Source organism: Acinetobacter sp. CIP 102129, assembly GCF_000368305.1.
Taxonomy (GTDB): Bacteria; Pseudomonadota; Gammaproteobacteria; order Pseudomonadales; family Moraxellaceae; genus Acinetobacter; species Acinetobacter parvus.
In genome coordinates this window covers 1-14,756 of record NZ_KB849332.1, presented here as the reverse complement: position 1 = coordinate 14,756, position 14,756 = coordinate 1, and the positions used below count along the sequence as shown (strand labels likewise).

Genomic DNA, 14,756 nt, shown 5'->3' with positions numbered 1-14,756 from the left:
GGTTTTTAAAACTCTAGCCTCGTTTTACTTATGTTTTAAGAGAGACCAATCATGGCTCAACCTAAATTTTTATTACAACCCCTCACGGTTGCGATTCTTGCTGCCTCAAATAGCACATTATTATGGGCAAATATGGATGCTCAGTCCGAACATAAAACCCCTGTTGTATTAGCACCTATTGTCGTTACCGCACAGCAGCCAAATGATGCAAATGGATTGATTATTCACGCTGACCCTAAGCAAGCAATTCAACCTATTCCTGCAACGGATGGTGCAGACTATTTACAAAATATTATGGGATTTAGTTCCATTAAAAATGGTGGAACGAATGGTGATGTGACGTTCCGTGGCATGTTTGGTTCACGGATTAAAATGTTGGTTGATGGTAGTGAAAATTTAGGTGCGTGCCCGAATCGTATGGATGCACCAACTTCTTATATTCAGCCAGAAAGCTTTGATCAAATTACGGTGATTAAAGGGCCGCAAACTGTTCAGTACGCAACACCTGGTTCGGCTGCAACTGTCATTTTTCAGCGTCAACCTGAAAATCTCAGCAAAGAACAGCCTTATCGTGGCCAAGCCAGTGTTTTGATGGGTTCATATGGTCGTCTAGATCATAATATTGAAGCGGCAATTGGCGATGAAAGCAAATATGCTCGTTTAAATGCCAATCGTTCTGTTGCAGATGATTACAAAGATGGCAACGATAAAAGCATTCATTCAAATTGGGAGCGCTGGAATACTGACTTGGCATTGGGTTGGAAGCCAACAGATGATTCTTGGTTAGAATTGCGTGCAGGTAAAGGTGATGGTGAGGCTGCCTACGCTGGCCGTAGCATGGATGGTTCGCAGTTTAAACGAGAAAGTCTTGGTCTACACGCTGAACAAAAAAATATTACAGAGGTGATCAAGAAAGTTGAAGCCCAAGTGGACTACAGCTATAACGATCATGTCATGGATAATTTTAGCTTACGTACGCCGCCAATGACGACAATGAATATGCACGGAATGAATATGACTGTGCCAAATAAAATGTCGATGCGGCTTGATCGTCGTACTTTAAATACCCGTTTAGCTGTAACGACAGATTGGGATAAATTTAGCGTCATTTCAGGTGTAGATACGCAGCAGAATAAGCATGGTGGTGATATGGTCATGTATGCCATGCCATCAATGAATTCACCTTATGCGGAAGATTTGAAATTTCAATCTTATGGTGCATTTAGTGAGTGGACTTATGCCTTTAAATCAGATCAAAAATTAGACTTCTTGCGTTAGTCAAAATTTAAACAGCCCAAAGCTACATTTTATAAGGTTTTAGCCAATTCAAAAATTAGGTAAAACGATACTTTCGCAAGAGGTCTATTAGTTGCGGGCGCGCGCGTCGATCAAATAAAGATTAATAATCTTGAAGATGGTAAGAACCGTAAAGATACTTTAGCAAGTGGTTTTATCCGTATCGAAAAAACCTTGCCTGAACATGGTCTCAAAACTTACGCAGGGCTGGGTTATGTGGAGCGTACTCCAGATTTTTGGGAGCTGTATAGCACCTCAACAGATCGTGGTGTTGGCTCAACTGACATGATGGGAATGACCACCTATCGCATGCTCGATAATTTAGATAATCTCAAAACTGAGCGTACGGCACAACTTGACCTTGGCTTCCAAGCTGAACAGGGTGCTTGGAGTGCGTGGGCATCAGCTTATGCAGGTTTAATCAAAGATTTTATTTTGTTGGAATATAATACGCCAACCATGAGACAGCCATTGGCACGTAATGTTGATGCCACGATTGCGGGTGCTGAGGCAGGTTTAGGTTATCAATTCACTGATCATTTCCAAGCGGATATTTCAACTATGTATGCTTGGGGAGAAAATACATCGGATCATCGCGCATTACCGCAAATTGCACCTTTAGAGGGTCGACTAAATTTACGCTATGTTGATGAAAAATATAGCTTAGGTCTATTGTGGCGTGCTGTTGCAAAACAAAATCGTATCAGTTTGAATGAGGGTAATGTGGTCGGCTATGACATGAATGAAAGTAAAGCATTCGATACCCTAGCTGTAAATGGAACTTATAGGCTCACTGATGCAGTCGATGTTTCGGTAGGCGTTGATAACGTTTTAGACACGGCTTATACAGAGCACTTAAATAAAGCGGGTGCGTCTATGTTTGGTTATGCGGCCAGTGAGCAGTTTAATAATATTGGACGTAATTACTGGATGCGGATGAGCATGAAGTTCTAAATTGCATTTAAAAAAACAAGGTGGGAATTCCACCTTGTTTTATCCGACCTTAAGCCAAACAATCCTGTTTTGGCATTAAGCTATCGCAATACAGTGGATTTAATGCGCACTGCAAATCATCAATTTGTTCTTGAGTTACATAGTTTTTTGCGATGAGATATTCGGCGACGCGATCATCACGTAAACTTAAAAATGCAGCATCATAAACACCTAAATCTACAAATAAAGCTGCTGTTTCAAGGCTATTAAAATGATCAAGAAAAACATCATTTTCGTGCATCAAAAAAATGTGTGTCAGTTCTGCATTAGCATCTACGTTTAATCGTTGAGCTAATTGTTCTGGGCGAGTTTTGATAAATAATAAATCTGATAGTTCATCGAACTGACTTTTATCCAGTTGATTTTCGCCATCTTTGACATGACCTAACCATGCTTTGAAGACCAGCACAGCACCACCACGAAGTAGCATACTCCAGATTTGATGACGAGTTTCATGATCCAAATGAGCGGATTCTGTTTCTAATACATCCAAGAATTTTTGTTCTTGTAACGCTAGCTTTTCAAATAGCCCTAGACCTTGTGGCTGATAAGCTGCTGGTGCAAATACATCAAAATTCAGCTCATGGAATACATTGAGGGCAAGGGGGACGGCTGCTTGATAAAGTGTATTCAAGGCTTTTAGATGAGTATCATTTAAGTTGCTCTGTACAAAAATATTCTGCCAGTTGAGCTCTGGTAATAAGGCGTTGGCACTGTATTGGCGGTAAAATTGTTGTGAGGTATGCTCAGAGGTGAGGTGACTACTATTCATGATCAATGTCCTTTGTGATAGTTTTGCTAGAAACCTAAACGCATGAAAAATGGCTTCTATCAAGTTGATCAATTTTTGCCTGTTTATGGATGCAAGTAGAATACGGCTAAAGTTGTATACGTGGTTTTTATGGGAATATTTATTAATAAAAACAATATTTTAATTAATTGTAAGTAAGTGTACAAACGTTCACTAATGTAAGTGAACGTTTTTGCCATAGCCAATAAATTTTTGAGCACTTTGGTCAATTTTTTGTCATTTTAGTACTCTTTTTTTGATAATTTTTGCCTATGTTTCAAAATATTTTGCCATTTAGCCCATCGGCATGATTTTTAAGCCTGATAACCATGCGCGTAATCCAGCAGGTTTCAGTGGTTTTCTCAGCAAAACAATATTCTGTCGCTTTAGGCACTGAGGAAGTTCTGGATCGGAATCTGCAGTAATCAGGGCAACAGGAATATGGGCTGGACGATACTTTTCAATGAAATCCAGTCCGCGCTGCTCATTATTGAGATGCTGGTCGATCAGCCAGACCTGAATATCTTCCTGTTCAATCAGCCTGAGCGCCTCCGCAGGTTCAGTCGCGGTAAAAATCTGGTAGCCCCACTTGCTCAACAAGGTACGCATGCCTTGCAGAATGGTTTCATCATTGTCCAGACACAGCACTTTATAAGCAGTGTGTTGCAGTGCGGTCACATGCGGTGTAGTCGCTTCAATTTTTGGTGCTTCGGCGAGCGGTACTTCGATCATAAAGCAAGAGCCTTTACCTAATTCTGAATAGACATGCACTGGGAAATCCAGCAGGCTGGTCATACGCTGCACGATTGCAAGTCCTAATCCCAGACCCTGCTCACCCCAGGGCGAGGTATGACCGCAACGCTCAAATTCCTGAAACAGTTTCACGCGTTGCTGTTCATTGATGCCAGGTCCTGTATCCCAAACACCGATTCGAATATGGTTTGGACGTTGTGCCGAACGCAGCACACCCACCACCACACGACCCTGTGCGGTATAGCGCAGAGCATTGCTGACAAAGTTCTGGATGATGCGGCGCATCCATTGCGGGTCGGTATCCACCCAGAACCTGGTGTCGTGAACAGACAACTGGATATTGCGCTGTGCGGCAATCGACTTAAATTGTAGTTCGAGGTCATTTAACAGGTCATGCAGTGAATAGGCCTGACGTTTTGGCTGAATGGTTCCGCCCTCCAGACGTGCGATGTCCAGTAGGGCAGAGAGCATGCTTTCCGCACCATACAGGGCACGGTCCAGTTGCTGCAAGGTTTGTAGATCCTCAGTTTTTTCAACGCTCTGCTCCAGTGCGGTACTGAACAGGCGTGCTGCATGCATCGGTTGCAGCAGGTCGTGGCTTGCTGCGGCAAGGAAACGGCTTTTCGACTGGTTGGCCCTGTCGGCTTGTTCCAGTGCCAATTTCTGTTCGGTCAGGGCATTGGCAAGCTGTTGAGTGCGGTCATTGACCCGTTCTTCCAGCACAGCTTCATTTTCACGGAATGCGGTAATATCGGCAAAGGTGGTGACAAAGCCGCCACCCTCAATTGGGGTGCCGCGCATCTGGATCACCAGACCATCCTTGCGAATCCGTTCAAATTCATGCGCACTGCCGACTTTCATCCAGTGAATCCGTTTATTTACATGCTCTTCAACCGAACCTGGTCCACATTCACCCTGTTCCGCGTTATAACGGATTAAATCAGCAATGGGGCATCCCACATAAACCAGATCTTTGGGATAATCAAACAGTTTCAGGTACTGATTGTTCCACGCCACCAGACACATATTTTTATCCACCACACTGACCCCCTGTGTCATGTGGTCAATCATGGTCATCAACAGGTTTTGGTTAAAACGCTGCCACTGGGAGGCTTGATCCAGAATATTCGCCACCTGCCCCAAAGCCAGACCGTTATTGATCATGGCAGTCGTGAGTAAGGTACGGGCAGAGGCCGCGCCAATAATGCCTGCCAGATACTGTTCGGTAAAACGCCACCACATGCCATTTGCAACATGGTTTTCATTGAGGATGGTATGGTTTTGCTCACAGAATTGCTGGAACGCCTGTATGGTTGGTCGGTCACCCGTAATCCGTTTTGCCAAAGCAAGCAGGTCACCCACTTTAAGCCGTGCCCCATTTTGGTGTAGGTCGGTCAGGTCGGTATTGGACTGAGCGGATGGCAAAGGCTTGCTTTCATAGTAAAAAAAGCTTTCCGCCTGAATCTGTTCAGCAACGCTTGGGCGATACAGGCGCGAGACCCAGATATATGAAACCACGTTCAACCCCAAAGACCACAGCACCCCGTGGGTCAAAGGCGCAAAGGACTCAAAGCCGAGCAGCGCTTCTGGACGCAGGGCGTTGATGTCAAATGGGCCAAACAGCAACAAATGTTGGGCAAAAGCCTGATAATGCTCAGGCAGGCTGCGCAACACCGTTGGGAAAAGCAAGGTGTAGCTCCACATGGCAAAGCCGATCAACAGGCCTGCATACACGCCCTGACGGCTTGCGCCACGCCAGTAAAGACCACCAATCAGGGCTGGCGAGAACTGTGCAACGGCACTAAACGCCAGTAGACCAAAAACCGAGAGCTGGTTAATGTCATTGAAGAAATGGAAGAATAAAAATCCCAATGACATCACGCTGACAATACTGAAGCGTCGTGTCAGTTTCAGCACTCGGGGAAGTTGCTGGTCTTGTCGGGAAATAATCTTAAAGCGCCATAGTGCGGGCATGATCAGGTCATTGCTGAGCATGATCGAGAGGGCAACGGATGCCACCAGCAGCATACCTGTGGAGGCGGAGAAACCGCCCAGAAATGCCAGCAGGGTCAACCAGTCCTGTTGGTAGCTGAGCGGCAGGGCCAATACCGCAATATCAGGTGTACCCAGTGACTCAGGCAGCGAGTGTAGCGCCCAACTGGCAATTGGAATAATCGCGATGATGGTCAAAATCAAATACGCTGCAAACCAGCGCCGTGCACCACGAATATGCTTTTCATCGCGTAACTCGACCACCGCCACATGGAACTGGCGTGGCAGGCAAATCATTGCCAGTGCGGCGAGCAGGGTTTGAATCCAGAATGTTTCAGGTACACCAAGCTGCTGGAGGTCATGAAAATGCTGGCTGACATCACTGCTGACCTGTCTGATATTTTCAGGTGACTGCAATAAAAAGAAACCCGCGACGCAGAGCAGAGCAAACAGCTTGACGAAAGATTCAAACGCCACCGCCAGCATCAGGCCACCATGCTGTTCGGTATGGGCAATATGACGTGTGCCAAAGATCATCGCCAAAATCGCAAGTACGCCTGTCAGCACCAGCACACTGTTGGTGGTGGTATGGATGTGGGCATTTTGCTCAAGGATCACTGATGCACTCAGCGCAATGGCACGGAGTTGCAGGGCAAGGTAGGGCACAATGGCAATCACGGCAAGGATGGTGACCAGTGCAGCCAGACTGCCACTTTTTCCGTAGCGGGCCGCGACAAAGTCGGCAATCGAGGAAATGGCGTGGTGCTGACGAATACGGCCTAGCCGTCTCCAGATGTCATAACCGAACCAGATAAACAACAGCGGACCCAGATAGATCGGCAGGAAAATCACCCCCTCACGAACTGCGGCACCTGTGGCACCGTAGAAAGTCCATGATGAACAGTACACACCCAGGGTCAGGCTGAACAGCAACATGCGGCCGCGCGGGCTAAGGCGGCTGGCGTGTTTCTCTCCGAAAAACGCGCAGCCGAATAGCACCACAATATACAGGGCAAGTACCCCAATAATCAGCCAACTGTTCATATTGCTCACGTGATCAAGTCCCATTTTTATCATACCGCGAAGCGCGGAACGTGCGTTAAAACAAGATTACATTTAGAGACCAAAGTCTAAGTTACGAGTCAAGTGGAATCTTGCTAATTTGAATAATGAAAAATCCCATTCGAAAAAGGCGTCCACGGTTGGACACAAAAATAAGGAGTTGGTTATGGATGATTCACAGGTAGATCGAATTCTACATAATCCAAAGTTTCAAGAGATGGTCAGCAAAAAACGCACACTGAGTTGGACATTAACAGCAATCATGCTGTTTATCTACGTTGGTTTTATGCTTTTGGTTGGCTATAACAAAGAGTTTCTAGCAAGTTCATTTAGTGGTGGCATTACAACCTGGGGCATGCCCCTCGGTTTAGGCATCATCGTGTTGTCATTTTTATTATGTGGTGTGTATTCATATATCGCCAATACGAAACTCGATCAACTCAATGAAGAAGCACTCAAGGAAGTTGAGGCAATCACACATGAAAAAGGGATGCACTGAGATGAAAGGGACGTCTATTAAAGCGATCATTTTCGCACTTGCAACCTTGTGTAGCTCTGGTATTGCATTTGCTGGTCCTGATTTAGGAGCTGCGGAGCAGCAAGCCACCAACTGGCATGCGATCATTATGTTTATGATCTTTGTTGGTTTCACGCTTTTTATTACCAAATGGGCAGCTAAGCAAACACAATCTACCCAAGATTTCTATACTGCGGGTGGTGGAATCAGTGGTTTCCAAAACGGTTTAGCGATTGCGGGTGACTATATGTCAGCAGCATCGTTCTTGGGTATTTCAGCACTAGTGTTTAGTTCAGGCTTTGATGGTTTGCTCTATTCACTGGGTTTCATGGTCGGTTGGCCGATTGTTCTATTCCTTGTTGCTGAGCGCTTACGTAACTTAGGAAAATATAACCTTTCTGATGTAGTGTCGTTCCGTTTGGAAGAGAAGCCAGTTCGTACTTTAGCGGCAGTGAGTTCATTGGTTGTTGTTGCTTTCTATTTGATTGCTCAAATGGTGGGTGCAGGTCAGTTAATCAAACTACTATTTGGTTTGAACTATAATATCGCGGTTGTGATTGTCGGTTTATTGATGATGGCATACGTGATGTTTGGTGGTATGTTGGCAACAACTTGGGTTCAAATCATCAAAGCGGTGATGCTACTCAGTGGTGCAACATTCATGGCATTCATGGTGATGAAAGCTGTGGGCTTTAGCTTTAGCAATATGTTTAACCAAGCGATTGGTGTATACAGCCAAGCGCATAATATGAGCTGGGATGAAGCTGCAAAAATCATGGGGCCAGGCAAGCTTGCTGCGAATCCAATTGATGCACTTTCTCTTGGTCTTGCCTTGATGTTTGGTACAGCAGGTTTGCCGCACATCTTAATGCGCTTCTTCACAGTAAAAGATGCGAAAGAAGCACGTAAATCAGTTGTTGTTGCAACAGGCTTTATTGGTTATTTCTATCTTTTAACTTTCATTATTGGTTTCGGTGCAATCTTATTCGTTGCAAACAATCCTCAGTTCCTTGATGTTGCGAAAGCGGCTATGACAGGAAAATTAGAGTTGGTTGGTGGTAATAATATGGCGGCAGTTCACCTGAGTGATGCTGTTGGTGGTGACCTGTTCATGGGCTTCATCTCAGCAGTTGCTTTTGCCACAATCCTTGCGGTTGTAGCAGGCTTAACGCTTTCAGGTGCATCTGCAATTTCACATGACTTATATGCAAACGTATTCAAAAAAGGTAAAACTACGCCTCAATCTGAATTACGTATGTCAAAAATTGCGACTTTAGGTTTAGCAATCTTTGCCATGGTCCTAGGGATTTTGTTCGAAAAACAAAACGTTGCGTTCATGGTTGGTTTGGCATTCTCAGTTGCATGTTGTGCAAACTTCCCAGTACTGGTGTTATCTATGTTCTGGAAAGGTTTAACGACTCGTGGTGCAGTAATTGGTGGTGTGGTTGGCTTGGTGGGTGCGGTAAGTTTAATTATCTTATCAAAAGCAGTTTGGGTTGATACTTTGGGTATTTCTGAAACTGCGCCAAACCCATTCAATGGTCCAGCATTATTCGCAATGCCACTCTCATTCTTCTGCTGCTGGTTGTTCTCAGTCACTGACAAGTCAGCACGTGCAGAGAAAGAACGTAAAGCTTTCGATGCTCAGTTTGTTCGTTCGCAAACAGGTATTGGTATCTCTGGTGCATCAGATCACTAATTAAATTCGATATCTAAATCAAAGCCCTCATCAATTGAGGGCTTTTTTATGGTTTATTGATGCATACTGGCCAGTTGCTGTGATTGATTGCGATACAATGACAGACCAATTTTCTGTAAATGCCGTCCTTTCTGTTCAAGGAAATGATTTAATTTTGGAATATGTTTGGCGCCTGTATAGAGTGCTAGATTGCGACCAATCAAATAATAAGCAAACCATGAGGCTGACTGTGGTGCCAAACCCAATTTCTGCATTTTTTTACGACCAATAAAGAATTGGGTAATTTCGAGGTGTTGTTTGTAGGCTAGTTTTTGCTGAAAAGAGCGTAGGTAACGATATTTCCGTTCAAAGGGTTCTTTGGAAAGACTAGATCCCAGAGAAATACTGCTCTCATCCGATTGAGGATGTGCAAACTGCATCCAGTAAATCATTTTCCAGCCGTCAGCTTCATTATTCACTAACCATTTTTCTTCAATGCCCATCAACCAGCCCGCATATTTCCAAAAATGCAAAAAGCTATCAACTTCTTGTTTACTCGGAAAAATACCTAAAGCCCGAATACCCAGCAATACCACACCGCTAAAGGCAATATTGGTCATGGCCTGATCATATTGGTTGATGGGCAAACCCCAGGTCTCAGCATCCCATTTTTCAGATTTTTGCAGTTGATGACGCACCAGCGAATGAATAAAACGTACAAAAATGGTTGAGGTAAAACCTTTGCTAAAGCGTTCAAAACCACCTTGTTCAGTGATATCCACCCACCATTTGGTGGTTTCAGCCAGACGGGTGCCCGCCTGTTTCTTTAATGCGCCTGTCAATACCAATGGCTGGTTAAAGCCAGGATACAGATAACCTGTCATGAGGGAAACATCTCTCAGGATGAAGCCATTATTTACACCCAAACGATAGGTAAATTTCAGGGCTTCATCAATCTTGCCTTGATCGTACCAAACGGGTTTTTGTTCAATGAGCTGAAAAAACTTAGTGAGTTCAGGAATCTCATGCGGTAGCTTGTCCAAACCCTCATACAGCGCCGTTTCAAAATACTTACGGTGCTGTTTTGGGTTTTGCAATACCCAGCGCAACACCTGATCCATCGGCTCATCACCACTTTGCAGGGCGGTATTCAATGCCAGATAGTCCGCATAACTCGGCTGGACCTCCTGACGAGTCATATAGCTTAATATTTTGGATTTCACATTCGACTGAATCATGTCTTCAAAAGAAGCCAGACGTTTAGGTTTAACGATGCTTTGCATTGCATAAAGCCCCTGATTGTTATTTAATCAAAGCTTAATATGAATAAATATTCGTATTCAATTCGCATTTCCCTTGAGGCTGAGCATGAGAAAAAGACCACAGCAGCAACGTGCCAAAATGATCGTGGAAAGCATTTTACAGGGTACACAAAAATGCATTTCTGAATATGGCGTGTTGCATGTCACGACACCTAAAATCTCTGAAAAATCAGGGGTAAGTGTTGGTTCGATTTACCAATATTTTGAAAACAAGGAACAGATTGTGGCGGAACTGCTGCTACGTAAAAGTGAGGATCTAGGGCAGGCATTGAAACAGTTGGTGATGCTGCAACAGCAAACCAGTATTCAGGACGTCATCACATTAAGCATTGCCTTTGGCTTTGAATCGTTGAAGTCTGATCAGGGCTTTTTTATTGAAATCTTAAAGAACTGGCATGCCTACAGTGACTCAGATGCGGCACAGGTGCTGGAAAGACATTTTCTGGAAATTGGGATGTACCTGTTTGGGCGTTACTATCCACACTGGGACTTTGAAACACTCAAGCATAAATCATTCGTGATCATTAACAGCACTCTGTTTACCATGATGCGTTATGCGAGTAAAAACACCTTTTTAATTGAAGAACAGCGTTTGCAACAAGAACTCTCTAAAATGATCATTTCCTTTCTGGATGCAGTATGATGCTATAAACATAATGAAAACGATAACAAGACTTTGGGAAACCACATGCAAACCTTGAGGGAATTTTGGAAAACGTTTCGTTTACTCCCATCCGCATGGCTGTTACTGGTGCAACTGGCCCTGTTGATTTTATATATGCTGACTTCTGGTGACAGTGAATATCGTGCCCTGACTTGGTCGCTGGGTGTATTGGCACTACTGATTATTGCCAAGGTCATTCGCCAAACTCCTGTATTTACCTTTTGGGGACTGGTTTTTGTCAGTGGCGCTTTCCTGTTTTCCATCCTGATTTTTATTGGCTATGGCACACCAGCCATTCAGGTCACGGCCTATAGCTTTGAGGCGCTTGCCTATTTTTATGCCGCCTATGGAGTGCTACGTTATATGTTTGCCGACCGTTACCTCACCAAGGATGAGCTATTTGCTGCGGGTGCAGTTTTTACTCTCATCGCTTGGGCATTCGCCTTTTTATATAGTATTTGCCAGTTGCTTTTACCTAATAGTTTTCAAAACCCAAATCAGCCACAAGATTTACAAGTTTGGCTCGATTTATTATTTCTGAGTTTTAGTCTGCAATCAGCAACGGGTTTATCTGATTTGATGCCAATTAGTCCAGCGGCTAGAGTATTAACAATGCTACAAATGTTTGGTGGGGTGATGTACCTTGCGGTGGTGGTGTCACGCTTGATCGCACTGCAATATATTGCCCATTTACCCAAGCAATCCAGCCATAAGGAATAACCCTGTTACAGCATTACTACTGCGTTATTTTTCACATTATTTAATTTTAAATTATATAAATCAGTATATTAGATAAGTTAAAGTTTAAAAATACAACAACCGAATAATTAAATTTTTAAAAGTTCTTGCAAGCGCCCTGAAATGCTGTAGAATGCCCACTCATCGGCGGTGATACAGATAAAAACTTGTTGATAAACAATGGTTTGATTAAGATAGTCTAGGTTGTAGGCTGGATTGGTCAGGTCTGTTTAGGTTAAGATAAGTTTTAAAAATATCGAAATTGCCTGTTGACTTTAATTTAGATTAGAGTAACATAGCCGACCTAGCTTGATGATGACGAATCATCGAGAAGATCATTAAGAGAATAGAAGAACAACTTGTGTGGATTTTTACTGATTGATTGATCGATATATTATCATTGATTGAATGGTAGAAATTACTCGAAGTTTATTTGAGCGAATTTTTAGTCAGAAAATTGATGAGCCAGATTTGGTGCTTAGAATAAAGCACAAATGATATTAAACTGAAGAGTTTGATCATGGCTCAGATTGAACGCTGGCGGCAGGCTTAACACATGCAAGTCGAGCGGGGATTGGGTGCTTGCACCTAATCTTAGCGGCGGACGGGTGAGTAATGCTTAGGAATCTGCCATTTAGTGGGGGACAACATTCCGAAAGGGATGCTAATACCGCATACGCCCTACGGGGGAAAGCAGGGGATCTTCGGACCTTGCGCTAAATGATGAGCCTAAGTCGGATTAGCTAGTTGGTGGGGTAAAGGCCTACCAAGGCGACGATCTGTAGCGGGTCTGAGAGGATGATCCGCCACACTGGGACTGAGACACGGCCCAGACTCCTACGGGAGGCAGCAGTGGGGAATATTGGACAATGGGCGCAAGCCTGATCCAGCCATGCCGCGTGTGTGAAGAAGGCCTTTTGGTTGTAAAGCACTTTAAGCGAGGAGGAGGCTACCTGGATTAATACTCTGAGATAGTGGACGTTACTCGCAGAATAAGCACCGGCTAACTCTGTGCCAGCAGCCGCGGTAATACAGAGGGTGCGAGCGTTAATCGGATTTACTGGGCGTAAAGCGTGCGTAGGCGGCTGATTAAGTCGGATGTGAAATCCCTGAGCTTAACTTAGGAATTGCATTCGATACTGGTCAGCTAGAGTATGGGAGAGGATGGTAGAATTCCAGGTGTAGCGGTGAAATGCGTAGAGATCTGGAGGAATACCGATGGCGAAGGCAGCCATCTGGCCTAATACTGACGCTGAGGTACGAAAGCATGGGGAGCAAACAGGATTAGATACCCTGGTAGTCCATGCCGTAAACGATGTCTACTAGCCGTTGGGGCCTTTGAGGCTTTAGTGGCGCAGCTAACGCGATAAGTAGACCGCCTGGGGAGTACGGTCGCAAGACTAAAACTCAAATGAATTGACGGGGGCCCGCACAAGCGGTGGAGCATGTGGTTTAATTCGATGCAACGCGAAGAACCTTACCTGGCCTTGACATAGTAGAAACTTTCCAGAGATGGATTGGTGCCTTCGGGAATCTACATACAGGTGCTGCATGGCTGTCGTCAGCTCGTGTCGTGAGATGTTGGGTTAAGTCCCGCAACGAGCGCAACCCTTTTCCTTACTTGCCAGCATTTCGGATGGGAACTTTAAGGATACTGCCAGTGACAAACTGGAGGAAGGCGGGGACGACGTCAAGTCATCATGGCCCTTACGGCCAGGGCTACACACGTGCTACAATGGTCGGTACAAAGGGTTGCTACCTAGCGATAGGATGCTAATCTCAAAAAGCCGATCGTAGTCCGGATTGGAGTCTGCAACTCGACTCCATGAAGTCGGAATCGCTAGTAATCGCGGATCAGAATGCCGCGGTGAATACGTTCCCGGGCCTTGTACACACCGCCCGTCACACCATGGGAGTTTGTTGCACCAGAAGTAGGTAGTCTAACCTTAGGGGGGACGCTTACCACGGTGTGGCCGATGACTGGGGTGAAGTCGTAACAAGGTAGCCGTAGGGGAACCTGCGGCTGGATCACCTCCTTAACGAAAGATTGACGATCGGTAAGAATCCACAACAAGTTGTTCTTCGAGATATATCGAATGAAAGATAGAAAAAGTATTGTTTCTCTTTTTTAATTTTAGAGATAAGTCGTGCACTACGCGCTGCGCTTGTCTTGCGAAATAAAAGAAGAGATCAACGATCTCTTCTTTTATTTCTCAGGGTCTGTAGCTCAGTTGGTTAGAGCACACGCTTGATAAGCGTGGGGTCACAAGTTCAAGTCTTGTCAGACCCACCACTACTGACGAAGTGATGAATAATCACAAGCTACTAGATGAGAAGATATATCGTTCATTATGATTGTAAGCTGGGGACTTAGCTTAGTTGGTAGAGCGCCTGCTTTGCACGCAGGAGGTCAGGAGTTCGACTCTCCTAGTCTCCACCAGAGCTTCGATCAGCAAAGCAACGCTTTGCCGAAGCGCAAGACAAGCAGCTATGCTGCGCGTAGTATCTGATCTAATATGGTAGTGAAAGATATTTTTAAATTATAGAACTTAATAAATAAGGTGAATCAAGAGATTGATTTAGATTTATTAACTTCTGTGATTTATCACAGTTTACTGCAAGCTGACGAGGCTGTAGTTAATCATTAACAGATTAGAAAATTGAGTCTGAAATAAATTGTTCACTCATTCTTTGATTTAAACATTTCAATGTTTAATTTGAATGAAATGAGAACTAGCAAAAACACTGAATCAAGCGTTTTGGTATATGAATTTAGATTGAAGCTGTACGGTGATTAAATTCACAGACAACAAACCAGTAGCAATTAAGTTTGCAACGATAACACTCACTTGTATGTGTTAACGACTGTTTGGGGTTGTATAGTCAAGTAATTAAGTGCATGTGGTGGATGCCTTGGCAGTCAGAGGCGAAGAAAGACGTGATAGCCTGCG

7 protein-coding genes, 2 tRNA genes, 1 rRNA gene and 1 pseudogene are annotated in these 14,756 nt (G+C 44.4%); 8 read left to right on the top strand and 3 right to left on the bottom strand.

Annotated elements, in window-relative coordinates; all coding sequences use genetic code 11:
* Nucleotides 1-51 precede the first annotated feature (51 nt).
* A pseudogene (locus F973_RS14150) lies at nt 52-2,250 on the top strand (TonB-dependent copper receptor).
* Between the two features lie 49 nt (nt 2,251-2,299).
* Here the strand turns inward: F973_RS14150 and F973_RS00055 are convergent.
* Complete coding sequence (locus F973_RS00055) at nt 2,300-3,061, bottom strand: hypothetical protein (protein ID WP_004758546.1); 762 nt, start codon at nt 3,059-3,061, stop codon at nt 2,300-2,302.
* Between the two features lie 312 nt (nt 3,062-3,373).
* Nucleotides 3,374-6,868, bottom strand: a complete 3,495-nt coding sequence (locus tag F973_RS00050) for a hybrid sensor histidine kinase/response regulator (RefSeq protein ID WP_171062279.1) — start codon at nt 6,866-6,868, stop codon at nt 3,374-3,376.
* A gap of 184 nt (nt 6,869-7,052) precedes the next feature.
* On the opposite strand from F973_RS00050, the gene F973_RS00045 reads away from it, so the two are divergent.
* Both F973_RS00045 and F973_RS00040 read left to right on the top strand, forming a co-directional pair.
* The gene (locus tag F973_RS00045; protein WP_004674054.1) at nt 7,053-7,385 is read left to right on the top strand and encodes a DUF485 domain-containing protein; all 333 of its coding nucleotides are present in this window, start codon (nt 7,053-7,055) and stop codon (nt 7,383-7,385) included.
* Between the two features lies 1 nt (nt 7,386).
* Nucleotides 7,387-9,102, top strand: coding sequence for a cation acetate symporter (locus F973_RS00040; protein ID WP_034430970.1), 1,716 nt, complete (start codon nt 7,387-7,389; stop codon nt 9,100-9,102).
* A gap of 53 nt (nt 9,103-9,155) precedes the next feature.
* Here F973_RS00040 and F973_RS00035 read toward each other — a convergent pair whose 3' ends face one another.
* On the bottom strand, nt 9,156-10,364 hold the full coding sequence (locus tag F973_RS00035) for an oxygenase MpaB family protein (RefSeq protein WP_004758539.1): 1,209 nt from the start codon (nt 10,362-10,364) through the stop codon (nt 9,156-9,158).
* 85 nt (nt 10,365-10,449) lie between these two features.
* Between F973_RS00035 and F973_RS00030 the strand changes: the two genes are divergently transcribed.
* From F973_RS00030 to F973_RS00010, 5 genes are all read left to right on the top strand, one after another.
* Nucleotides 10,450-11,046 (top strand): TetR/AcrR family transcriptional regulator, encoded by a 597-nt coding sequence (locus F973_RS00030; RefSeq protein ID WP_004674047.1) that lies wholly within the window; start codon nt 10,450-10,452, stop codon nt 11,044-11,046.
* Nucleotides 11,047-11,091: 45 nt separating this feature from the next.
* Nucleotides 11,092-11,787, top strand: coding sequence for an ion channel (locus F973_RS00025; protein WP_004758535.1), 696 nt, complete (start codon nt 11,092-11,094; stop codon nt 11,785-11,787).
* Between the two features lie 520 nt (nt 11,788-12,307).
* A 16S ribosomal RNA gene (locus F973_RS00020) occupies nt 12,308-13,844 on the top strand.
* 177 nt (nt 13,845-14,021) lie between these two features.
* Nucleotides 14,022-14,098, top strand: a tRNA-Ile gene (locus tag F973_RS00015).
* Nucleotides 14,099-14,169: 71 nt separating this feature from the next.
* Nucleotides 14,170-14,245 (top strand) — tRNA-Ala (locus F973_RS00010).
* Nucleotides 14,246-14,756 lie beyond the last annotated feature (511 nt).

Coding starts and splice junctions, on each gene's coding strand:
- F973_RS00035 (WP_004758539.1), bottom strand. CDS start 10,364: ATGCAAAGCATCGTTAAACCTAAACGTCTGGCTTCTTTTGAAGACATG.
- F973_RS00045 (WP_004674054.1), top strand. CDS start 7,053: ATGGATGATTCACAGGTAGATCGAATTCTACATAATCCAAAGTTTCAA.
- F973_RS00030 (WP_004674047.1), top strand. CDS start 10,450: ATGAGAAAAAGACCACAGCAGCAACGTGCCAAAATGATCGTGGAAAGC.
- F973_RS00055 (WP_004758546.1), bottom strand. CDS start 3,061: ATGAATAGTAGTCACCTCACCTCTGAGCATACCTCACAACAATTTTAC.
- F973_RS00025 (WP_004758535.1), top strand. CDS start 11,092: ATGCAAACCTTGAGGGAATTTTGGAAAACGTTTCGTTTACTCCCATCC.
- F973_RS00040 (WP_034430970.1), top strand. CDS start 7,387: ATGAAAGGGACGTCTATTAAAGCGATCATTTTCGCACTTGCAACCTTG.
- F973_RS00050 (WP_171062279.1), bottom strand. CDS start 6,868: ATGAACAGTTGGCTGATTATTGGGGTACTTGCCCTGTATATTGTGGTG.